This is a genomic window from Nocardia cyriacigeorgica (genome assembly GCF_010868145.1).
Classification (GTDB): Bacteria; Actinomycetota; Actinomycetes; order Mycobacteriales; family Mycobacteriaceae; genus Nocardia; species Nocardia cyriacigeorgica_D.
In genome coordinates, this window is record NZ_JAAGUY010000001.1 from 554,368 (window position 1) to 575,597 (window position 21,230).

At 66.0% G+C, this 21,230-nt stretch carries 17 protein-coding genes and 4 pseudogenes; 7 read left to right on the plus strand and 14 right to left on the minus strand.

Translation table 11 applies throughout. The features are described 5' to 3' along the window. Positions 1-156: 156 nt before the first annotated feature. Entirely contained in the window at positions 157-537 is a 381-nt protein-coding gene (locus tag GV792_RS02420; RefSeq protein WP_163821916.1) for a carboxymuconolactone decarboxylase family protein, read from the plus strand. A 993-nt stretch (positions 538-1,530) separates the two neighbouring features. Here the strand turns inward: GV792_RS02420 and GV792_RS02425 are convergent. The 5 genes and pseudogenes from GV792_RS02425 to GV792_RS02445 form a co-directional block, all read right to left on the minus strand. Continuing rightward, positions 1,531-2,613, minus strand: a complete 1,083-nt coding sequence (locus GV792_RS02425) for an MCE family protein (protein WP_163821917.1) — start codon at positions 2,611-2,613, stop codon at positions 1,531-1,533. Positions 2,614-2,893: 280 nt separating this feature from the next. Next, entirely contained in the window at positions 2,894-3,073 is a 180-nt protein-coding gene (locus GV792_RS02430) for an alpha/beta fold hydrolase (protein ID WP_163821918.1), read from the minus strand. Between the two features lie 210 nt (positions 3,074-3,283). Next, positions 3,284-4,045, minus strand: a complete 762-nt coding sequence (locus GV792_RS02435) for an MBL fold metallo-hydrolase (RefSeq protein ID WP_163821919.1) — start codon at positions 4,043-4,045, stop codon at positions 3,284-3,286. A gap of 216 nt (positions 4,046-4,261) precedes the next feature. Then, positions 4,262-4,579, minus strand: a pseudogene (locus tag GV792_RS30195) (fumarylacetoacetate hydrolase family protein); the annotation flags it as partial. A gap of 16 nt (positions 4,580-4,595) precedes the next feature. Next, positions 4,596-5,249 (minus strand): annotated as a pseudogene (locus GV792_RS02445) (alpha/beta hydrolase); the annotation flags it as partial. Positions 5,250-5,724: 475 nt separating this feature from the next. On the opposite strand from GV792_RS02445, the pseudogene GV792_RS02450 reads away from it, so the two are divergent. Next, positions 5,725-6,141: pseudogene (locus tag GV792_RS02450) on the plus strand (CoA transferase subunit A); the annotation flags it as partial. Beyond that, positions 6,113-6,202 (plus strand): annotated as a pseudogene (locus GV792_RS29435) (succinyl-CoA--3-ketoacid-CoA transferase); the annotation flags it as partial. The pseudogenes GV792_RS02450 and GV792_RS29435, both read left to right, overlap by 29 nt. Positions 6,203-7,464: 1,262 nt before the next feature. Here the strand turns inward: GV792_RS29435 and GV792_RS02455 are convergent. The 3 genes from GV792_RS02455 to GV792_RS02465 form a co-directional block, all read right to left on the minus strand. Continuing rightward, on the minus strand, positions 7,465-8,592 hold the full coding sequence (locus GV792_RS02455) for an alkene reductase (protein WP_309139066.1): 1,128 nt from the start codon (positions 8,590-8,592) through the stop codon (positions 7,465-7,467). Between the two features lie 115 nt (positions 8,593-8,707). Next, positions 8,708-10,480, minus strand: a complete 1,773-nt coding sequence (locus GV792_RS02460; RefSeq protein ID WP_163821920.1) for an FAD-dependent oxidoreductase — start codon at positions 10,478-10,480, stop codon at positions 8,708-8,710. Positions 10,481-10,690: 210 nt separating this feature from the next. Continuing rightward, positions 10,691-11,572 (minus strand): crotonase/enoyl-CoA hydratase family protein, encoded by an 882-nt coding sequence (locus tag GV792_RS02465; protein ID WP_163821921.1) that lies wholly within the window; start codon positions 11,570-11,572, stop codon positions 10,691-10,693. 138 nt (positions 11,573-11,710) lie between these two features. Here GV792_RS02465 and GV792_RS02470 point away from each other — a divergent pair, with 138 nt between their 5' ends. Beyond that, the gene (locus GV792_RS02470; protein WP_175583855.1) at positions 11,711-12,214 is read left to right on the plus strand and encodes a winged helix-turn-helix transcriptional regulator; all 504 of its coding nucleotides are present in this window, start codon (positions 11,711-11,713) and stop codon (positions 12,212-12,214) included. Positions 12,215-12,241: 27 nt separating this feature from the next. Then, a complete protein-coding gene (locus GV792_RS29440; protein ID WP_256670357.1) occupies positions 12,242-12,970 on the plus strand; it encodes a nitroreductase family protein in 729 nt (242 codons plus the stop codon). Here GV792_RS29440 and GV792_RS02480 read toward each other — a convergent pair. The 5 genes from GV792_RS02480 to GV792_RS02500 are packed head-to-tail and all read right to left on the minus strand — an operon-like array spanning position 12,919 to position 17,328. Next, positions 12,919-13,680, minus strand: a complete 762-nt coding sequence (locus tag GV792_RS02480) for an SDR family NAD(P)-dependent oxidoreductase (RefSeq protein ID WP_163821922.1) — start codon at positions 13,678-13,680, stop codon at positions 12,919-12,921. The two genes, GV792_RS29440 and GV792_RS02480, sit on opposite strands and share 52 nt — an antisense overlap. A gap of 17 nt (positions 13,681-13,697) precedes the next feature. Then, the gene (locus GV792_RS02485) at positions 13,698-14,162 is read right to left on the minus strand and encodes a MaoC family dehydratase (protein WP_163821923.1); all 465 of its coding nucleotides are present in this window, start codon (positions 14,160-14,162) and stop codon (positions 13,698-13,700) included. Next, complete coding sequence (locus tag GV792_RS02490; protein WP_163821924.1) at positions 14,159-14,929, minus strand: SDR family NAD(P)-dependent oxidoreductase; 771 nt, start codon at positions 14,927-14,929, stop codon at positions 14,159-14,161. The genes GV792_RS02485 and GV792_RS02490 overlap by 4 nt, the downstream gene beginning before the upstream one ends. Positions 14,930-14,931: 2 nt before the next feature. Continuing rightward, positions 14,932-16,155 (minus strand): acetyl-CoA C-acetyltransferase, encoded by a 1,224-nt coding sequence (locus GV792_RS02495; protein ID WP_163821925.1) that lies wholly within the window; start codon positions 16,153-16,155, stop codon positions 14,932-14,934. 27 nt (positions 16,156-16,182) lie between these two features. Continuing rightward, positions 16,183-17,328, minus strand: a complete 1,146-nt coding sequence (locus GV792_RS02500; RefSeq protein ID WP_163821926.1) for an acyl-CoA dehydrogenase family protein — start codon at positions 17,326-17,328, stop codon at positions 16,183-16,185. A 106-nt stretch (positions 17,329-17,434) separates the two neighbouring features. Between GV792_RS02500 and GV792_RS02505 the strand changes: the two genes are divergently transcribed. Then, the gene (locus GV792_RS02505) at positions 17,435-18,061 is read left to right on the plus strand and encodes a TetR/AcrR family transcriptional regulator (RefSeq protein WP_163821927.1); all 627 of its coding nucleotides are present in this window, start codon (positions 17,435-17,437) and stop codon (positions 18,059-18,061) included. Positions 18,062-19,003: 942 nt separating this feature from the next. After that, the gene (locus GV792_RS02510; protein ID WP_163821928.1) at positions 19,004-19,216 is read left to right on the plus strand and encodes a hypothetical protein; all 213 of its coding nucleotides are present in this window, start codon (positions 19,004-19,006) and stop codon (positions 19,214-19,216) included. Positions 19,217-19,327: 111 nt separating this feature from the next. On the opposite strand, the gene GV792_RS02515 is transcribed toward GV792_RS02510, so the two are convergent. Then, entirely contained in the window at positions 19,328-20,662 is a 1,335-nt protein-coding gene (locus GV792_RS02515) for a wax ester/triacylglycerol synthase family O-acyltransferase (RefSeq protein ID WP_163821929.1), read from the minus strand. Positions 20,663-21,230 lie beyond the last annotated feature (568 nt).

Sequence of the window (21,230 nt, forward strand, 5' to 3'; positions counted from 1 at the left end):
CCTGCCGGACTGACACCGATTCTGCAGATCTTGCCCGCGGTGTTCAATCACGACGAAACCCGAACGCTCGACAGCCCACGGTTTCTCGAGAACCCGTGCCGCCCACACGATCGTTCCTGGAAACGGGCCATCGATCCGAGTGAATCCGGAGTCCGAATGAACGACAAGTCCGCATATACCAACGGAATGGCAACCCGACGGCAGGTGATGGGCGACGAATTCGTCGATCGAGCCATCGACCGAACAACAGGCACGGCATCCGAGGAGTTACAGCGGCACATCACCGAACACGTGTGGGACGGCGTCTGGAACCGCCCCGGCCTCAGCCGCCGAGATCGAAGTCTGCTCAACCTCGGCATGCTGACCGCACTGCGTGCCTACGAAGAGCTGGCCGGACACGTGCGCGGGGCGCTCACCAACGGCTTCACCCGCGACGAAATCGTCGAGGCGATCATCCAGACCACAGGATATTGCGGCGCGCCCGCCTCGCTCGCCGCGATGCGCACGGTTCAGCAAGTCCTTGATGCGACCGATTGATGACACATTCACCCGAGTAGTCCCGGTACGCGAAAGGGTCGCCTTCGGCTGAACCGGCCAATGCTCGACTGGACCAGCTGAGATGCTGTATCTACCGGCGGCCAGAATCTTGCTGTTCGGATCGATGGCTTCGATGGCGGCCGAGCGTTCGCGTGGATCCATTCCGATGATGACGGTCATCGCCGCGCCCTTCCGAGTTGACGAACATCGTGGTATCCGTGCCGGAGGGCACCGCTAGGTGGAGCATCGGGGCAGGCCCCTCTTCAGCCACTCCCTGCACGGTGACCGGTGGGGGCAAGCCAGAAGGGAGCCACACCAATGCACGATAGCCGGGTCCGAGCCTCGGCCCGCTGGGCCGAATTCGCCTTGGGCACACACTCTCGGCGGAGCCGACCACGCACAGCACCCGGCAGTGCTGTCGACGGTGGTGGCAACCAGCCCTCGTTCTGGGCGCGCGCGGTGCCCACATCCCGACGGTGGTGGTGGCCGAGGAAATCTGGCACCAAATCATGTGGGAATCAATCGGTTTCGCCGCTACTAGAGGCGATGAGTCCGCGTCGGTGCGGAAGGCGCTGGCCAAGGGGACGCGTTCGACGATGCAGTCCTGGACGAAGGCGTCGATGTCGCCGCGGTCCGCGGAGGCAGGCGAGCGATGTGGAGTCGGTCGCGGCCCTCCGCGGATCGAGGCGGCATCGCACGTCGACCTGGGGGACGCGGCGGCTATGACGTCCCACCCCGGTAGCAATGCCGGTTTCCGGGGATCGGCACCGCGCCGGTCGGGTGGGCGGTGCTCGCCCGGCGAGCGGGGAAGGGGGCGCGGCGGTCATGGTTGTCTCCGTGGTAAGGGGGCGGCGCGCTGTCATCGACGGTGTGTGGCGCAGCGGTGCGGATCCGAGCGGTGTCTGGCGGCTCGCACGCTGCGCGGTGAGTGAGAGCACCTCCACGGTCTTCTCGCCGACCTCGCGGTGGTGACCGGACCGATAGGGGCGCAAGTTATTTCGTCAGTCCCAGCAGGGCGGCCATCAGTCCGAAGTCCGGTCCGAAGTCCTCGATTCTGCCGGTACGGCAGCCGTCGGACTTCATCTGAATCCGTTCGCAGAACAGGCTGACGATCTCCCCCGACAGCGATGCTCCCAGCACCAGATGGCTGCGCAGATATCGGCCTTCACGGTTCACCGAGCGATCGATGCTGTCCAGGAGCATCGGTGCCACGTCGACAACTTCGATGAGCCCGGCAGCGTTGGCGCGCAACTGGTTGGTGACCGTGGTCAAGCCTGTCAAGGTTGCGTTGAGCTGGTCGGAATGCTGCGAGAACACACCGGAGGTATTGGCCAGGAACGCGTTGAGCTGATCGAGAGTGGCTTGCAGGCCGGGTGCCTGTTCGGCCAGCAGTCCCGACATCTGGGTCATCTTGTCGCTGAAATCGCGGACGGACTGGTCGTTTTCGGCGAGCATGGTGGTCAGGTCGTTGAGTTTGACAATGATCGTGGAGACGGCATCCTTGTTGTCGAGACCGAGTTTCAATGCCCCTGAGAGCGCGTTGAGCGTCTCGCGCATCTTCTCGCCGTTGCCGTTGAGCATGGGGTAGAGCACGCGGCCCGACAACGGACCCAGACCCTCTTGTCCCTCTTGCGGTTTGAGCGCTGCGGCGAAGGCGTCGATCGTTTTGAGCATCGTGTCCAGCTCGACCGGAGTGCGGGTCTGCGTCACGGTCAGGTGCGCATCCTCGCCCAAGGTTTCGCCGCCGGTGTAGCGGGGGGTCAGCTCGATGTGGCGGTCGGTCACGATCGACGGTGAGATGATCGCGGCTTGCACGTTCTTGGGGATCTCGACGTCGTGGTCCACGCTCATGTGCACCTCGACGTAGGGTCCTTTGGGCACGATCTTGTCGACGCGGCCGACGTCGAGGCCGAGCACGGTGACCGGGTTGCCTTCGAAGACGCCGGCGACGCTGAGGAAATCGGCGGTGAAGTGTTGCCGAGGTGCGATCGGGTTCGACACCGACGAGCAGCCCGCGGTCAGCAGCACCGCGATCACCGAGGATGCCGACAGTCCGGCACGAGTCGAGCGTTTCATCGCCGGGCCTCCTGCGATGGGTGGGTGATCGATTCCGGTTTCTGAGGAGACTGAGCGACGTTGCTCATGGCATTCCTTCCTGGACGTCACCGGGCCGCGGACGCCGCTCGGCGGTGGGTGGAGGTCGTCGGGTCCTGGGGTCTACCCGCCCACCGGCAAGCGCGCGGCGGAATGTTCGATCACGGCGAGAGCGCCCGTGACCAGCGGTGCCGGGGATCGCGCCGGTGGTGCCAGGGCCGTGTCCGCGAGGTCGTCGCGGTGGCGGCACCCGCCGGTAGGGTCAGCGCAGGAAGGTTCTCGAGGCTGCGAGGACCGCGGACGGGTTCTCTATCTGGGGGCGATACCCGGTGGCGGGAGGGGTGTCGAGTACCACGAGTCGGGCGTGGGGCAGGCGTTCACGCAGGCGGGGCAGCACGTGCGCGCCGCTGACCGGGTCGGCGGAACCCCAGATCAGCAGCATCGGTCCTGGGTAGCCTTCGAGGGCCGCGCGCCACCGTTCGGCGTCGGCGATCCGGTTGTCGATGTAGCGCAGCAGTGCGTTCCGTGCACGAGCGTCACCGGGGATCCCTCGACCGGGCCGTCCTGGCGGTAGAAGATCTGGTGATCACCCATGCGCAGGTAGCGGCCGCGGTCTATCCAGTCGGCGAGGGTAGCTGTGGTCGTGGCCTGCTCACCATGTCCATCGACTGGCCTTCACCGGCGGTGTGAGCTGCTCGGCCAAGTCCACCGTCTCGAGGTCGAGGGGCGGGCCGTGGCCAGGAACCAGGACGCGGGCGGGCTGGGCCGCCAACTCCACGGCAGTGACGTAGGTGGCAGCTTCGTCGTGATTGAACACCGCCGGCAACAGCTGCGGGCCGACGTGAGCGACCAGTGGATGCCCGGTGATCAGGGCGTCACCGGAGAACAGCACCGATTCCGAAGGCATGAAATAGGCGGTGTGGCCGCTGGTGTGGCCGGGTGTCGGCACCGCGACCAGCCCGCCGGGCAGCGCGGCCAACGCGGTCGGGCCGGCGGCTGTCGCGGTCGGCACCGTCATGCCGATATGGCCGCGGATCGCGCACAGCGTGTGCGCGACCCACCGACGCCCGCGCGCGGTGACCAGCTGACGGGCCATCCCGACCGCGTCCATTTGTTGCAGATACTCGCGTTTGGCGTGGCGGACCTCTTCGGCGCCGGTGTAGACCGGCATGCCCACCTGCTCGACCAGGGTCGGGATCGCGCCGATGTGGTCGAGGTGCGCGTGGGTGATGAGCACCGCGGCGACGTCGGGGAGCCGGTGGCCGATCTGACGCACCGAGTCCAGGACGTCGCCGGTGTCGGAGGGATACCCGGCATCGATGACCGTGACGCCGGACCCGTCGGTGACCAGCGCCCAGTTCACGTTGGTGCCCGCCACGACGTACACGGAGTCGGAGACTTGATCGATTTTCATCAACGCTGCTCCCCTACTGCTGGATTCGGTGTTCGATGACGCCGATACAGTCGATTTCCAGGCGCAGCTCGTCCCCGGGTGCCGGCCAACGCCCCAGCTCCATCCCGCACCCACCGGGCAGCGGCCCGAGGGCGGCAGCTCCCCAGGGGCGAGCTGGTCGAGGACCGCCGGGCCCGACACAGCGGTCGCCGACATCGAGCTGATGAAGTGTTCGGACCGTTGCGGCCCGAACCCCGACCGCATTTCCGCCAGCTGCACATCGCGGGCGCAGAAATCGTTGACCACCACCACCGCGGCGATCGCGGCAGCGGCTTCTTCGACGGTGGCGTTCTTCAGCGGCGCGCCCAGCACGACACCGAGCTCGAGCTCGAAATCGAGGGCGTTGGTGTAGGGCCGTGCCGAGATCGGCACGCCCGACAGCGTGGCCCATGGCGCAGTGGTCGTCGTCTGCGTAGAGCACCACTTGCGCGTCGGGCGCTTCGGCGGCGGTATCGATCGAGTCCTTGGTGTCGGCGAGTGTGTCGCGCGCACCATTGATGACCGGGATCGGGCAGCTGATCCGCCGGTAGTGCTGTGCCAGCGAGAGTTTCGCCATGCATCGCGACAGGTCGGCGGTGGTGGTGGCGCCGAGGGTGCGGTGCAGGCTCGACACCAGGATCTCCGGCGAGCCGATCGAACTGCGCAACCCCAAGCCATGGTGGATGGGCGGGCCGTTGGCCACCGCTACCTTCAACCACGGGTCGAGGGCGGCCATCCGGGTCGCCCAGTAAGCACCGAAACTGAAGCCCACGATATCGATCCGGTCGGCATCGACGCGCGGGGCGGCGGCCAGGAAGTCGATCACCGTCGAGTGGGCGCGCTCGGAGTCGACGCTCAGCGGCCGGTCGTAGGAATAGGTGCCGGGCATCTCCATGAAGAACGCGCCCCCGCCGTTGTCGCGTTGCACCAGTACCGGAAGCAGCAACTCGGCCAGGGCGCCTTCAAGCCCGTTGGCGGTCAGCACCGTCGGTACCGACGGCCTGCCGAACTCGGCCTTGTCGATCCCGCCCAGGTGGGTGAACCGGTCGGCGAACAACCGGGGAAGAAACGGTGCAACACCCACACGGTGAGCTGCGCCTTCGGTGGTGTGGCTCATCGCTGACGCGGTGATGCCCACGCGTTTCGCTACATCGAGCACCGACGTCATTGTTGCGCCTCTCGCCATGATCGTTTCTTGCAGAAATTCCCGCTTTAGTGAGCGTAGGCGCTACAGGTAGGTAAATGCAATACCATCTGCTTTAGCATTCGGTATGACCGTAGTCGAGAACGCCCCGACGAACCGACAGCCCCGGCGGGTCGTGCCGCACGGGTCACCGAAGCGGTCCACCGGGCCGTGCTCGAGACCGTCGCCGAACACGGCGTGGACAAGGTGGGAATTCCGGACATCGGCGGTCGCGCCAGCGAACGCGACAGCTCGATCTACCGTCTTCACCTGCGCCACTTCCTCACCCGCCGTCCCTGTGATCGAATCCGAACTCGGGGCCTCGGCGGACAAACGGGCACCGATTCCACACCGCGCATCCCGTCGCCGTGCGTCCACACCGGCAGCTCACCGCGGCGGCACCGTCGCAGTACCCGGCACCCGGCGACGCCGCGCCCGTCTGCCCACGACATTGCATCACCGACATAGAACGGACATCATGACCACGACAAAACTCGTCGCCTCCGCGGCCGAGGCGGTCGCCGACATCGGCGACGGTGTCTCGCTCGCGGTCGGCGGATTCGGTCTCTGCGGGATCCCCGCCCAACTGATCACCGAACTCGCCGAGTGCGGTGTCGGCGACCTCGAGGTGTACTCAAACAACTGCGGAGTCGACGACTGGGGGCTGGGAATCCTGCTGTCCCAGGGACGGATTCGACGCGCTACCGCCTCCTACGTCGGGGCGAACAAAGAATTCGCGCGCCAGTACCTCGCCGGCGAACTCGAGGTGGAGCTCACCCCGCAAGGAACCCTCGCCGAGCGGATGCGCGCCGGCGGTGCCGGCATTCCCGCCTTCTACACCCCCGCCGGGGTCGGCACCCCTGTGCCATCTACCCGAGAGCGTGAAGGTGGTGTTGCACTCGGAGAACGGGATCCTGGGCACCGGCCCCTACCCGACCGGCGATCATGTCGACCCCGCGCGAACTCGCACCCGATGTCACCGTTGAAGACGTCCTCGCTGCCACCGCAGCACAGCTGGACCTCGACCCCGCCCTGTCAGGTCCCTCGACGCGGTAACGGAGTTCGCCTCGACCTGCCCACAGGCCATCGCCTCACCGCAGATCGAGGTGCATCCAGAGCAGTGAGAACCACGACGCCAACCGTGTGGACAGCAATCGGTTCCCGCCACGGACGCACACAAACACGCTCAGGACCATGTCGATTACCGTCGATCGCACTGTCGCGGAGTCGGTTTGGACGCGACAGCACACTGCGGCGTTGGCTGAGAAGCAGTGACGACTTCACTCTGGTGACTGACGATCTCGAGCGGGTCGAGGATGACCGCATCGGCGAACTGGACCAGCCCCAACACCGAGCGGCGCCCGAGACGGCGGGTGCTGGGTATGAGAACCACGGCAATGCCCAACCGCGATACCATGATCGGCAATCGCGCATCGGGCTGTCGGTACGAGCTGGAAGACCAAAGAGGAATCGACCACAGCAGATGTCGGTGCCACCTCCGATGAAGACCGCCGCGCTCCACCGACGTGGAAAGCGTTGCAGCACATCAGCAACCTCGACGACGAACGCCTGAGCACCGGATCTTGAAGTCGTGGTGCCGGGACCAGCCGGCCGCGTTGGGCGGGCACATTTCCGTCGACGAGCATCAGGTTGGGGAACGCAGGACCGATGTCTACGCGGAGTTCGGGCACCAAGCGTTTGCGGTCGGGGTTCAGTGGTCCGCGCGTGAGTACGCCGGCGTCTCCAAGTTGAGCAAGCTTCAGCAGTTCGTCGGCGACCGGGGCCGGTGCCGCCGCTCGTGAGATCGGCTGCGCGGCGGGCGCTTGCGACTGTGAGGCGGTGCCGAAGTCTCGATGTCCGCGAACCAGTCTTCGATCATCTGAGCAGTGCCGTCGTCGATCGCGACTTCGGCAGTGTAGTGCCCGAGCTCTGCACGGTCCGCACCTGCCGGTGATCACGATGTCGGTCAGCAGAGCCAGCGAGGCCTGCGGGTCCACGACCCCGGCACCCGGACGGCGTTTACGGGCTTGATCATGCCCATCGGCACGCCACAGCAGTGAGTGTTGAGTCAACCCCTTGTGTAATCCCGAAGTCTGAAACGATGACGCGTTCTTGGTCACCGTCTTGGTCGATAAGCAGGTCCTGAGTTCAAGCCGCTTGACCCGTTCCGCTTCCGCAACATGATCAAGATCCACATCGGTGTCATCAAGCAGGACCTTCAGTGCCACATGTGGCCGCAGCTCTCACTCTCTGTTGGAGCCGCGGTGTGCCAGACCGGGTAGTCGATGTAGCCTTCGTCGCCGCCGCTGTAGAACTTCTCGCGGTGGGGTTCGGCGACAGGTAAATCCTCGATGAGCCGCCGCGGTAGATCCGGGTTCGCGATGAAGGGTCGACCGAAGGCAATCGCGTCAACGCTGCCGGATTCGACCGCGCGCGTGGCCGTCTGCGCGGTATATCCGCCGGCGGCGACGATGCTTCCCGCGTAACGTTCGCGAACCCAAGCGCTATCGATCGGCGAGGACTTTTCGAAGCGGGCATCACGCCAGCCATCGATGCCGGGCTCTACGACATGCAGGTAGGCCAAGTCGTGCTCGGACAGGACGCGCAGCACATGCTCGAACAGGCGATGAGGGTCGGAGTCGGCCATGTCCTGGAAGGCGCTCGCCGGTGAGATCCGTACTCCGACCCGTCCCGGGCCGACCGCGTCGAGAAGAGCGGTGACGATCTCGCCGAGGAGCCGAACCCGGTTCTCGATACTTCCGCCGTACCTGTCGGTGCGTCGGTTGGCGTTGTCCTGCAGGAACTGGTCGACGAGATAGCCGTTGGCCGAGTGCAATTCGACAGCATCGAACCCGGCCTCTCGAGCATTGACCGCAGCTCGCGCGTACTGGCCGACGATCTGCCCGATCTCCTCGACATCGAGCGGTCGCGGAGTCACGTAGGGTGTACGACCGTTTCGGGCGAAGGTCAGGCCGTCGATGGCGATCGGGGACGGCCCCACGGGGAGCTGTCCTTCGGGTTGCAGGCTGGGATGCGACGCTCGGCCGGTATGCCATAACTGCGCGGCGATCACACCGCCGGCTTCGTGCACGGCACTGGTCACCGACTGCCAAGCACTCGTTTGCGCTCGCGACCACAAGCCCGGAACCATCGGGTTCCCGACCGCTTCCGGCGCAATACAGATGCCTTCGGAGACAATGAGTCCCGCGCTCGCGCGTTGGGCATAGTACGTTGCGATGGATCGTCCGGGGACCCCGTCGGCGCTCGCACGGCTCCGCGTCATGGGGGCCATGACGATCCGATTGGCGGTTTCGATCATCCCGAGTCGGATCGGGTCTGACAACACAGCGTTGATGGCAGTCTTCCTCTCACAGTTGGTGGCCGAACTCGGCCTCGTCGCTTGTTACGGCTACGTGGCGCGACGGGCCCTCAGTGCGCACGAGACTGTTTACGGGCGGTCGCTACGCATCGTGTTCAGCGACGCTGGCTACTGTCCTGCGGAGTTCGTCGGGGTGGTCGGTGCAGAGTTGCCGAGGTGTGAGGTCGTACTTCAGACAGAGCATGGCTGCGGCCGCGGTCGCGATCGCGTGCTGGGCGCCGTTGCCCATGAACTTGGCGACCGAACCGGCGATGTGGGTGACGCTGATGTGCTTGCCGGCCATCATGACGTTGTCGAGATCCGCAGAATACAGGCAGCGGAACGGCACCTCGAAGGGAAGGCCGTCGCGGGTGTCCCACTTCCAGTCCTTGAGCCGGAAGTCGTAGTCGTCATCGATCGGATAGTGCAGGCAGAAGGGGCCGGAGTTCATCGCGACGGCGTCCGGGAAGGCCCGGTGTTCGCGGATGTCGTTCTCGGTGAGGACGTAATCGCCGAGATACCGCCGGAACTCGCCCTGCCCGGCGACGAACGCCACCCAGTCGAGCGCGAGGTTCGCGTAGGTCTCCGGTTCGATCTCCTTGACGTTGGCGAAGGTCCCGTACAGGGCGCACAGCAGATGATCGCGGATGTGCTCACCCTGGGTGTACGGATCGAGCCACTGGCCGTACTCCCAGAAGTGGGTGGCCGGAACCAGCATCCGCCTGCGGATCTCCGGATCCGGCGTGCGGAATCGGCCTGCCACGGGTCCGGGGGCGTTGTCTTCGCCGGGCTTGACCAGCTGGCCGCTCAGATTGGCGTAGTCCTTGGCGACTTCCTGCGCCCACGGGACGTCCGGGAAGGGGGTCTCCTCGTCCGAGTCGCGGGTCCGGAAGAACAGCGTGTGGCCGTGGTGTTGATCGAGGTGTTCGGCGGGCGCCGTCGCTTCCCCGTATTCGGCCGTCGATTCATGGCCGAAGAGGGTGCGAGCGCCTGCCAGCAGGCCGACGATGGCCGTACCGCTGCAATCGATGACAATCGGCGCCGAGAACCGTCGCTCGAGGCCCGTGCGCGTGTCGCAGGCGTCGATCGCGGTCACTCGCCTCCCCTCCACGACGACGTCGAACACCTCGTGCTCGGTGAACACGGTCACGTTCGGCTCGCCGTCGAGGACGTCGTGCGCCGTCAGGTCGCCATCGGCGTGTCGTTTCGTCAGTTCGTGGACCAGTGGACCGGTCTCCCCTCGTGGAGTGAGCCCGATCTCGACACTGGCATTGCCGCCGAGCACCGGCCGGTTCTGGATCAACGCCACCCGCAGGCCCAGGCGCGCCGCGGCGAGCGCACCCGCGGAACCGGTGACACCGCCACCCACGACCACCACGTCGAAGTCTCCCGCGTGTTCCGGCATCGCGGGCAGGTCCCGCAACCGCCGCCGCCAGGCCCGCGTGATGGCGTTGTGCCCGTCCGGCGGAGGCACGTCGCCCAGACTCAGGTAGATCGCGTCGCACCGCCCGTCGAAGCCGGTCAGATCGTGCAGTTCGACGCGGGTTTCGCCAGTGGAGAGCTGGACGGCGCCGGCACGTTCCCACGACCAGTCCTGACCGCTGGCACCGAATTCCTTCGCGAGAGTGTGTCCACCGATGGTGAGGGTGAACCGCCCCGGATGGTGCGCGGGCACCCAGTCCTTGGTGCGAACCCATACGTGGTAGGTCCCGGCCTGCGCGATCTCGACCGTCGCGGTGGCATCAGCGACCGGAACTCCCAGTCCGTGCGCGAGAAGATACGACGCGCCCATCTGGGCACGGAACTGCGAGTCGAGTACCCAGCCGCCCCGGTCGTCGAAATCCGTCGCTTGGACGAGCAGGTCTCCAGTACTCATTGGGTGAACCAATCTTTTCGTGGTGGGCGGGCATTCCTGTTGCCCGAGGGGTGAATTCGGGCGCCCGCTTCGCGAGGGAGGCGGCGGCTCCGCGGCCGCGGCGACGATGATGTCCGATCGATGCTGACTTCTCTCAAAGAAGTTAGCCAGACCCGAGGCTAGCTGTCAATACCGAAGTGAGACGCATCGACGGTGCCACGGATCTGCAACCTATTTCGAGTACTGGGCGATCCAATCCTCGTAGTAGGCGGGCATTTCGGAAGCACGGGAGGTGAATTCGGGCGCCCGCTTCTCGAGGAAGGCGGCGACGCCTTCCTCGCCGTCGCCGACACTGGCCCAGAACAGGCCGAGAGACTCGATCCGGTGCGCGTCGGCAGGATGCGGCAAGGCCCCGTTGCGACGCACCATCTGCTTGGCCTGGGCTACCGCGACCGGGGAGCGGTTCCGCGTCCACGCGTCCGCGATCTCGACGGCGCGGGCGAGCAGCGCGTCCGGTTCCACGACCTCGTCCACCAGCCCGACGGCCGCGGCGGCGTCCGCGTCGATGATGTCGGCACGCAGCACCAGATCCAGCGCTGCGGCCTGGCCGACGATCCGCTCGAGAAACCAAGTGGAGGCCGCCTCCGGAGTCACCCCGATCCGCCCGAAGATCAGTCCGATCCGCCCTCGGGTGGAGACGAGCCTGCGATCCATGGCCAGGGTCATGGTGGCGCCGACACCCACCGCCGCGCCGTTGATCGCCGCGATGACCGGCTTGCGGCAATCGTGGATCGCGAGGGTGAGCCTGCCTCCCGGATCGCGCACCCCTGCGGCGCTCGGATCGTCCAGGTCCGCCAGGTCGGCCAAACCGGGATTTCGCGACCCGTCGAGCCCGAACACGTTTCCCTCGCCGTTCAGATCCATCCCGGCGCAGAAGGCGCGGCCCGCACCGGTGACGATCACCGCGCGGACGTTGTCGTCGTCATTGACCTCACGGAACGACCGCTCCAATTCGTCCCCCATTGTGACAACGAAGGCGTTGAGGTTCTCGGGGCGGTTCAGCGTGATGGTCAGAATGCCGTCATCGATGCGGTGTGTGATGGTCTCGAACATACTCGCTCCTGGTTGCTTCGTTTCGACGGAAAACCACGTATCTCGCGTAAACCGCTCTCGCGCAACGGGTTTCCATCGATCGACCGTCATGCGAAGGAGGTTCGCCAAGAGAGTTGGCTTCTGCGATGGAAGCTAGCTATGATCGATCTGGCTGTCAATATCGAAGTGAGGTGCATCGTGGACTGGCTCAGCCTGGACACCCAGAACTGCCCCGTGAAACGAACACTGGACATCGTCGGCGAGAAGTGGAGCCTGCTGGTCATTCGCGAGGCGATCAACGGCGTCCGGAGGTTCGATGACCTCCGCGATCACCTGGGGGTTTCCGAAGCGGTCCTGGCAGACCGGCTCCGCAAGCTCGTAGCAGCGCAGATCCTCGAAACTCGCCCTTATCGACCGGCAGGCGGCCGAACGCGCCACGAATACGTGCTCACCGACAAAGGGTGGGATATGTGGCCCATCATCGTTTCCTTGATGCAGTGGGGCGACAAGTACGCCGCCGACCCCGAGGGCACCTTTCTCGATGTCCGCCATGCCGACTGCGGCTCCCCCGTCCGGGTGGTGGTCGAATGCAGCGACCACCACGAAGCGATCGCCCACGATCAGGTCGTGGTCAGCGCGGGAGCATCGGCCCGCGAACGCTAGTCCCGCCGACCATTCGAAGGAACAGCTATGGCCGAAGATTTCCCACATCTGGATCTGTCCGCCGACGAGGTCCTCACCACCACCCGGTCGGTACGCAAACGCCTCGACCTGGAGCGACCCGTACCACTGGAGGTGGTGACCGACGCACTCGATGTCGCACTGCAGGCACCGTCGGGCAGCAATATGCAGTCCTGGCATTGGCTCGTACTGACCGACCCGGAGCCGAAGAAGATCGTGGCGGAGTACTACCGCAAGTCCTACTTCGCCTACGCCGAGGCAGGCGCGGCCACCCGGGCCGCGAAACCACCCAAAGACCTCGAAACGGCGGAGAAGGTGGCCTCCAGCGCCACCTACCTGGCCGAAATCATTGGCGCTACAACGACTCCCCCACGCACCACCGTTCTACGCGGGCTTCGCACCGGTGCTCTGGCTCGTCGTCCCCGGCGCGGCCGGGTTGCAAGGCGCACTCGACCTCAGCAGGCAAGCGGCCGCGGCCGCCCAGATCGGGCTCACCGGCATGATCTTGGTGGCGATCGCGACCGGCATCCTGGTCGCGACCGTCATCATCTCGACCCTCTGGAACCGGCCGGTGACCTCCCTCGAGTGATTCACGCATCGCGCGCCGAGTACGTCGTCGACGACGCCGTGGGCGCGCCACCGGGTCGGTGGCGCGTCCACGGTTGGTTCCGTGTCGTATTCGGGGTTCAGTTGATGGTGATGCCGCCGTCGACGGCGATCGTCTGGCCGGTGACATAACCGCCCGCGTCGGAGGCCAACCAGACTAGGGTGGCCGCGAGTTCTTCGGGATCACCGATCCGGCCGAGCACCACTCGCTCGGTCATGGCGTCGAGGTAGCCGTCGGCGTACTGGTCGGTCATCTCCGAGCGGAAGAATCCCGGTGCCAACGCATTGACCCGGATGCCCTTGCGAGTTCCCCACTGCTGGGCCAGGTCCCGAGTCAAGCCGATCAGACCGGCCTTGCTGGCGCTGTAGGCAGCTTGGGGCAGCCGGGCCGTGGTCAGCCCGAGGATGCTGGAGATGTTGACGATCACCGAACCCGGACGCATCACGCGCCCGCAGGCCTGTGCCACCCAATACGCGCCGTTGAGATTGAGGTCGATGACCGCACGGAACTGCTCGGGGGTCTCGCGGGTGGCCGGGTGGGCGGTACCGATACCGGCGTTGTTGACGAGGATGTCGACGTGGCCGAATTCCTCCATCGCGGTGTCCACCAACCGTTGCCCGTCCTCCGGCTCGGTGACGTCGGTCGGCACACACAGCGCGCGTCGTCCGGCCCGGCGCACCAGCTCGGCGGTGTCTTCCAGCTTCTCCACCCGCCGCGCGGCCAAGACCACATCGGCACCGGCCTCGGCCAGCGCCACGGCGAACGCGACACCCAGACCGGAGGAGGCGCCGGTCACCACCGCGACCTTGCCCTCCAACCGGAAACGGTCCATAACTCCCATGACGTGCCTTTCTGCTGCTAGGGCGCGGTGTGGTCGAGGAAACGGGTCACCGTCTCGGCGACGCACACCGGCTTGTCGGAGCGATCGGACTCGACCCGCACCACGACGGTGGTCTGGATACCGCCGGGGATCTCGCGCACCTCGGCCAGCTGCCCGTGGCCGCGGACGCGGGCACCGGCCGGAACCGGGGCGGGGAACCGAACTCGGTTCAGGCCGTAGTTCACCGCCATGGCGACTCCCTCGACCCTCAGCAGCTCCTCGAGAAAGGCCGAGACCAGCGACAAGGTGAGGTAGCCGTGCGCGATGGGCGCACCGAAGGGTCCCGCCGCCGCGGCGACGGGATCGGTGTGGATCCACTGCCGATCCTCGGTGGCTTCGGCGAAGGCGTCGATGCGAGGCTGGGGAATCTCGATCCAGCGGCTGTGGCCCAATTCGCTGCCGACCGCCGCGCGGACCTCGTCCAATCCGGCGAAACTGGTCATATCGAGATGCCCCCGTCAACGGGCAGGACCGTCCCGGTGATGTAACCGGCCTGCGCCGAGGCCAGGAATCCGACGGCGGCGGCCATCTCCTGCGCAGCGGCGAAGCGGCCCAACGGAATCTGCGCGATCAGCTCCGCGCGCTTGGCGTCCGGGATCGAGGCGATCATGCGGGTCTCGGCGTTCGGCGAGATGGCGTTGACGGTGACGCCGAAACCGGCGAGTTCCTTCGCCGCAGTTTTGGTGAACCCGATGATCCCCGCTTTGGCCATCGCGTAGTTCGACTGGCCGATATTGCCACGCAGGCCGGTGAACGAGGTGACATTGACGACGCGGCCGTACTTCTGGGCGCGGAAATGCGGTGTGCAGGCGCGGGTGAACCGGAAGGCGCCACCGCAATGCACCGCCATGACCTGCTCGTAGTCCGCGTCCGAGAGCTTCCACAACACGCCGTCGCGCAGGATGCCCGCGTTGTTGACCAGGACGTCGACGCGGCCGGTCTCCTCGACCACGCGGTCGACGACCGCCTGCACCGAACCGGTGTCGCCGACATCGGCGACCGCACCCCGGCAACCCAGCTCCGCGGTCGCCTCGTCGAGGGCATCCCGGTCGAAGTCGACGAGATACACGGTGGCACCGGCATTGTGGAAGAATCGCCCGATCTCGAACCCGATACCGCGGGCGGCGCCGGTGACGATCACACTGTGACCGGCGAAGTCGAATTCCAGGTTGGTCTCGCTCGTCCGCGAGGGGACGGGAATGCTGGTCATGGTCAGCTGAGCCTTTCGAAAATGATCGCCATACCTTGTCCGCCGCCGACGCACATGGTCTCCAGGCCGAATTGCTTGTCTCGTTCCCGCAGGGTGTGCAGCAGGGTCGTGGTGATCCGGGCGCCGGTCGCACCGAACGGGTGGCCGAGCGCGATGCCGCCGCCGTTGACGTTCAAGCGCTCCAGCTCGATGCCCAGCTCCCGATAGGACGGAATCACCTGCGCCGCGAAAGCTTCGTTGATTTCCACGAGGTCGATATCGCCGATCGACAGCCCCGCCTTGGCGAGCGCGCGCTGTGAGGCCTCGACCGGGCCCAGGCCCATGATCTCCGGGGACAGTCCGCTGGCGGCGGTGGCCACCACCCGCGCCAGCGGTGTCAGTCCCAACTCGGCGGCCTTGCGGTCGCTCATCAGCACCAGCGCGGCCGCACCATCGTTGAGCGGACACGCGTTCCCGGCGGTGACGGTGCCGCTGTCGCGGAACACCGGCGACAGCCCGGCCAGCTTCTCGACGGTCGTCCCCGCACGCGGACCGTCGTCGACACGCACGACCGTGCCGTCGGGCAACGTGACCGGGGTGATCTCGCGCGCGAAGAACCCATCGGCAATGGCCTTTTCCGCCAGCTGCTGCGAGCGCACGGCGAACTCGTCCTGTTCGGCGCGGGTGACACCGCGGTAGCTCGCGACGTTTTCGGCGGTCTGCCCCATCGTGATGTAGACATCGGGCAGCAACGACTCCGCGCGCGGGTCGGTCCAGGGCGCGCCGGTCTCGGCGAACTGGGCGGTGCGGGCGCGTGCCCGGTCGAACGTCGGGTTGTGGAACCGCTCGTCACCGGCGCCGACACCGTTGTGCTGGGGATACCGCGAGACACATTCCACCCCGGCGCTGACGAAGATCTCCCCGTCCCCGGCCTTGACCGCGTTCGCGGCCATCCGGGTGGTCTGCACGCTCGAGGCGCAGGCCCGGTTCACGGTGGCTCCCGGTACACCGTCGAGCCCGAGCTGAACGGCGACCCGGCGGGCGATGTTCTCGCTCTGTTCTCCGGTGTGCTCCCATGCCCCCAGGTAGAGGTCCTCGATCGCGTGCGCGTCGCACTCGGGAATCTGATCGAGCGCGGCCTTGATCGTCTGCGCGGCCAGATCGTCCGGTCGCATCCCGGTGAGCGAACCCTTGCCCGCACGCCCGATCGGCGATCGGGCGGTGGCGACGATAACTGCTTCTGTCATGGTGTTGCCTTCTTGTGGAACCGGAGATCACAGCGCGAGATCGCGGCCGATGAGCTCTTTCATGATTTCGTTGGAACCAGCCCAGATCTTGGAGACCCGCGCGTCCATCCACGCTCGCGCGACGCGGTATTCGCGCATATAGCCGTAGCCGCCGTGCAGCTGCACACAGTGATCGAGAACCTCGTTCTGCACGTGCGCCGACCACCATTTCGCCTTCGCGGCGTCGACCGCGGTGAGCGTGCCCGCCGCGTGGGCGGCGACCGCGGCGTCGACATAGGCTTGCGAGACTTCGATCTTGGTGACCAGCTCGGCCAGCAGGAATTTGTTGTGCTGGAACGAACCGATCGTCGCGCCGAACGCCTTGCGCTGCTTGGCGTATTCGATGGTTTCGGTCAGGATCTGCGCGGCGTGCGCGATATTCGACACCGCCGCGCCGACACGCTCCTGCGGGAGTCGCTGCATCATGTAGGCGAACCCGCGGTCCTCCTCACCGAGCAGGGCCTCGGCAGGCAGCCGCAGCCCGTCGAAGAACAACTCCGCGGTATCGGCTTCCGGCTGGCCGACCTTGTCGAGCTTGCGACCCCGCTCGAACCCGGGCAGGCTCGCGTCGACCAGGAACAGACTGATACCGCGGGCGCCCTGCGCCGGATTCGTTCGCGCGGCGACGACCACGAGGTCGGCGGTGTAGCCGTTGGTGATGAAGGTCTTCGACCCGTTGAGAACCCAATCGGACCCGTCGCGGACCGCGGTGGTCTTCAGGTTCGCCAGATCCGATCCCGCCGACGGTTCGGTCATCCCGATCGCCGAAATCACGTCCCCGGTGGCCATGCGCGGCAACCACTGCCGCTTCACTTCCTCGTCCGCGAGGTCGACCACATACGGCGTGACGACATCGAAGTGGATGCTCAGGCTCGACGCCAACGCCATCGTGGCCGCGGCCAGTTCCTCGATGGCTACCGCGTTGAAGCGATAGTCCCCCGCTTCGCCACCGCCGTAGACCTCGGGAATCTCCAGCCCGAGCAGGCCCTGCCTGCCCGCCGCCTGCCAGACCTCCCGCGCGATCAATCGGTCGCTGATGAAGTCCTCTTCGTAAGGCAGCACCTCGCGGGCCACAAACTCACCCACCGACTTGCGAAACTGCTGATGGTCGGCGGTAAAGACTGATCTGTGCACTGATGCCCTCTCGGCTCGGAACCCACCCCGCTAAGCGATTGCTTAATATGCCGGGTGTGGTGTGGAATGTCAACGACACATCACCGCCGAGGAACCGACATCGAGGATGGACGCCACCGTGCCCGCACCGACCGCCGACACCAACGGCCCCGCGCCCCAAGGTTCCGCGGCCGAGGAACGATTGCTCGCCGCCGCGCGCGCCGCCTTCGCAGACAAGGGCTACTACGGCACGAGCACCAGGGAGATCGCGGCGGGCGCCGGGATGAGCCCCGCCGCGATGTACATCTGCTTCCGGTCCAAGCAGGACATCCTGATGCGCCTGAGCATCGACGGCCACAGCGCCGCACTCGAAGCGCTGCGCGCCGGCACCTCAGTGGCGGGAACTCCGACAAAACGCCTGCGTGCGGCCATTTACTCGTTCGCCTACTGGCATGCCGAGCACCACACGACCGCGCGCATCGTCCAGTACCAACGTCACGCGCTCACCGAAGAGAACCACGCGCAGATTCGCCGCATGCGCCGGGAAACCGTCCAACTGATGCGCGACGTCATCGCCGAGGGGGTGCGAGTCGGCGAGTTCGCCGCCGAGAAAATCGACGCCAGCACCCTCGCGGTGATGTCGCTGTGCATCGATATCGTCCGCTGGTTTCCCTCCCGCGAACTGTCCACCCCGGAGGCGGTCGCCAGCTACTACGCCACTCTCGCCGGACGCATGCTCGGGGCCGCGGGATAGCAATGCGAGCCCCGATCCAGATTTAAGCAATCGCTTAATTGTGTCACCGTGGCGGAACCAGCCGGACAGGGGCCGCTTCGCCCCGTCGGCGTCGTAATCCGACGAAAGTGGGAAGGACCCGGAGATTCCGGCAGGAACCCAGGAATCCACAGCCACATCGGACGCAGCGCTGCCGCGTCCTCGTCAGCCGTGAAGAGGCGACCGTCGCGGCGGGCATCCAGCCATACGACCGTGGGCGCACTTGCCGAACGAACTCAATCACCCGCTAGTACCGGCGTGACGGTCCACATCGCCGGGCAGCATCGGCACTGCAACAGCCCAGCCTCGTCTTCACGCCCGACCTGACTCTCCACCAGGCAGGACCGGGGAAGCGCTGTACCAGCGCGTCCCCGATCTACCGCCGCATTCGGGCCCTCACCACTCAGCTGAGTCCTGAATCCGCTACGGCCACCAGCCGCGCCATCCGCGTTCCTCGTCAAATCGCATAGAAACCGGCGATGACCAGGTGTTTTCCGGTTGCCCATGTTTTGTGTATCCTGCCGGGAATTCCTACCTGCGACCACGCCGCCCGGGTTGCGGATCACATTCCTCGGTCGTCAATGACCAACCGTCCCTGCCTCCACAGCACGTGTGCGTAGTGGTCCACTCGCCCTCCGGACACAATCACTACGCCGTCTCACACTCTCTACCTGCAGGTATTTGCCTCAGTGGTGATCAGCTGGCGACACGGCTCGAGATAAGATCGCAGGTAGGGGCGCGTGGGGGTTCAGATCGGGTCAATCTGAGAAAGTACTGAGAACCCGCGGTCGGCGTCGTTAGCCATGGATCGACAATTACAGTGGCATCGCTGGAAACCGTGTACCGAAACGGCTACGGCGAACTCGCGGTGGCCTGCACGCAGTCGGCTGGCGAGACTTCGGCTCAGGGACGCTCGACCCGATCGTGGACGCGCTGCATCGGCTGCGCCCGCCCGGCCGCTCGCTCGACGAAACCTGGATTACCATCACCGGCTCTGCACCAGGCAATGACCACCGAACCGTTGTAGGGAAGCACCATCCGGCGCAGTGCGGCATCTTCGGCGCAGCGAATAGTGTCTCCGCCCAGGCACTCTGGTGGTCCCGTCAGCTGGAGCTCGCCCTCGAGATCAATGACTGACACATAGGACCCGCTGCGAGATCACGTGGTGGACAGCTCGTCGAATGCAGCCACGAACGCAGGGTGGGCCCGGACCACGATCTCGGTGTCGTTTCGGATCGGTCTACTGCCTCATCGACCCGCGCATCCTGCCCGGACCGCCAGTTCGTCCACAGATCGTTGAATCCCCTGCGCCAGAACATCGATATCAGCAGTCGTGTCGTAGTCGCCGGTGATACCGAACGCCAGCTTGTCGTCATAGCTGAGGATTGCGATCGCAGTGCGCAATCGTAGCGCGATCGGGACCGCGGGCAGCAGTTCCAACACTCGCCGCCCGTGCAGCGTGAGCGCGTGTCGAGGTCCGGGAACGTTGGTCGCTAACGCGCCGACACCCCGCTGGGGCAGCTTCGCCACGAGTCGCAGAGTCCACGCCACAGGCGCGAACGGAAACCACCGTGCCACCGACAGCACGGTGTGTTCGGCGCTCGACGCGCCGCTCGACTTGTGCGCCTGCATCGTCGAGTGGACCGCACGGAGACGGCCGACCGGATCGGCGTGGTCGACGGGGAGATACGGCAGCACCGCAGATACGCGATTGTCCAGAACGTATTTGGCATGTTCGGCGCGCATCGAGACCGGCACCAGGATCCTCAGTCCGCGCGGTGTCGGCTCCTCGCCACGCTCGAGCAGCAGGTCCCGGTATCCCCCGGCGATCGCGGCGAGAACAACATCATTCACGGTGGCTCCGTATCGCTTACCGATTCCGGCCACGACCGGCAGCGAGACCCGCACCGCTCGGTAACGGCGCTGGTGCCCGATCGGGCCGTTCAGCGACGACACCGGCCCAGGCTTGACGACGGCCGCTCCGACTGGCAGCAGACTACGCACTGTCGTGACCAGTAGCCCCGGCATCGCCATCGGTAAACGCAGCAGCCCCGAGAAGCCCTTCTGCTCATGTACTTGTGGCGTCCCATGAACGGCGGGGCGCGCATCGCCGGAGACAGGCTCGCAGAGCTGTTCGAACATCGCGACCCCGGATACGCCATCGAGCAGACTGTGATGGGCTTTCACGATTACCGCCCAGCGATCCTCGCTCAACCCTTCCACCACCACGCACTGCCACAACGGGCGGTCTCGGTCGAGTCTCTCTTCGAGTTCGACAGCCATCAGCTCCCACAGCGTCGCGTCGTCACCCGGCGCGGGTAGCGCTGCCCAGCGCAGGTGGTGCGCGAGGTCGAAGTGTGGATCGTCCTCCCAGTTCGGGGTGGCCATGTCCAGTGGCGCGCGGTGCACCCGCTGACGCAGCCGGGGCACATCCTCGAGCCGCCTTCCCAACGCACACGCGAAGACTTCCCGAGGTGGCGGCGAACCCGCCATGATCGCGACGACACCGATCCCGAGACTGACACGCCAATCGGCGTCCTCCAGCTCGATGAACCCTGAATCAAGCGGCCGTAGCTCAGTCATGGCCTGCCATCCCGTTGCTGCTGATGGAGATCGACCCGAATCGATCGGATACATCGAGGATCCTCCGATTCCCGTGTGAAGCGCTGTGGCCGATTGTCATCAGCACCAGGGACCGTCGTCGCATCCTCGACCCTGCCACCGCGACCGATCGAAATGATCCTCGCGGGCTGGAAAAGTAGTCATTTGCCGCGAGTACATCCGGCTCCCGTACCAGTGACTTTCGGGACTGCCGCGAAGGCTCCGACGCGACCATCGTGGAGCTATCACGGATGCGGTTCGGCACGAGACCCGGCTGCCGCGCACACAGCGATACCGGGTCGAGAGCTGCCAGAACCGGCTGGGGGCACCGGTCGGCGCACCGTGCCGTCGTCAGTGCCTGTCCCGTGGACGACAGCGTGGTCGCCCACGCACCCGACCAACACAACGGTGTGCGGGCTGGGCTCCGGAGCCGAAGCACGTGGGTGCGCGACGCGTGGTCCCGCGACAGATCTGCCGAGACGAGGAAGCACACGCACATGGCTCACCTATCACAGACCGACTATCTCACCTGGCGATTGCAGCGAAACCC

Bases quoted from the DNA above. Each gene is read 5' to 3' on its own strand.
- GV792_RS02420 (WP_163821916.1), top strand. From the start codon at position 157: ATGAACGACAAGTCCGCATATACCAACGGAATGGCAACCCGACGGCAG.
- GV792_RS02425 (WP_163821917.1), bottom strand. From the start codon at position 2,613: ATGAAACGCTCGACTCGTGCCGGACTGTCGGCATCCTCGGTGATCGCG.
- GV792_RS02430 (WP_163821918.1), bottom strand. From the start codon at position 3,073: ATGCTGCTGATCTGGGGTTCCGCCGACCCGGTCAGCGGCGCGCACGTG.
- GV792_RS02435 (WP_163821919.1), bottom strand. From the start codon at position 4,045: ATGAAAATCGATCAAGTCTCCGACTCCGTGTACGTCGTGGCGGGCACC.
- GV792_RS02460 (WP_163821920.1), bottom strand. From the start codon at position 10,480: ATGAGTACTGGAGACCTGCTCGTCCAAGCGACGGATTTCGACGACCGG.
- GV792_RS02465 (WP_163821921.1), bottom strand. From the start codon at position 11,572: ATGTTCGAGACCATCACACACCGCATCGATGACGGCATTCTGACCATC.
- GV792_RS02470 (WP_175583855.1), top strand. From the start codon at position 11,711: ATGATCGATCTGGCTGTCAATATCGAAGTGAGGTGCATCGTGGACTGG.
- GV792_RS29440 (WP_256670357.1), top strand. From the start codon at position 12,242: ATGGCCGAAGATTTCCCACATCTGGATCTGTCCGCCGACGAGGTCCTC.
- GV792_RS02480 (WP_163821922.1), bottom strand. From the start codon at position 13,680: ATGGGAGTTATGGACCGTTTCCGGTTGGAGGGCAAGGTCGCGGTGGTG.
- GV792_RS02485 (WP_163821923.1), bottom strand. From the start codon at position 14,162: ATGACCAGTTTCGCCGGATTGGACGAGGTCCGCGCGGCGGTCGGCAGC.
- GV792_RS02490 (WP_163821924.1), bottom strand. From the start codon at position 14,929: ATGACCAGCATTCCCGTCCCCTCGCGGACGAGCGAGACCAACCTGGAA.
- GV792_RS02495 (WP_163821925.1), bottom strand. From the start codon at position 16,155: ATGACAGAAGCAGTTATCGTCGCCACCGCCCGATCGCCGATCGGGCGT.
- GV792_RS02505 (WP_163821927.1), top strand. From the start codon at position 17,435: ATGGACGCCACCGTGCCCGCACCGACCGCCGACACCAACGGCCCCGCG.
- GV792_RS02515 (WP_163821929.1), bottom strand. From the start codon at position 20,662: ATGACTGAGCTACGGCCGCTTGATTCAGGGTTCATCGAGCTGGAGGAC.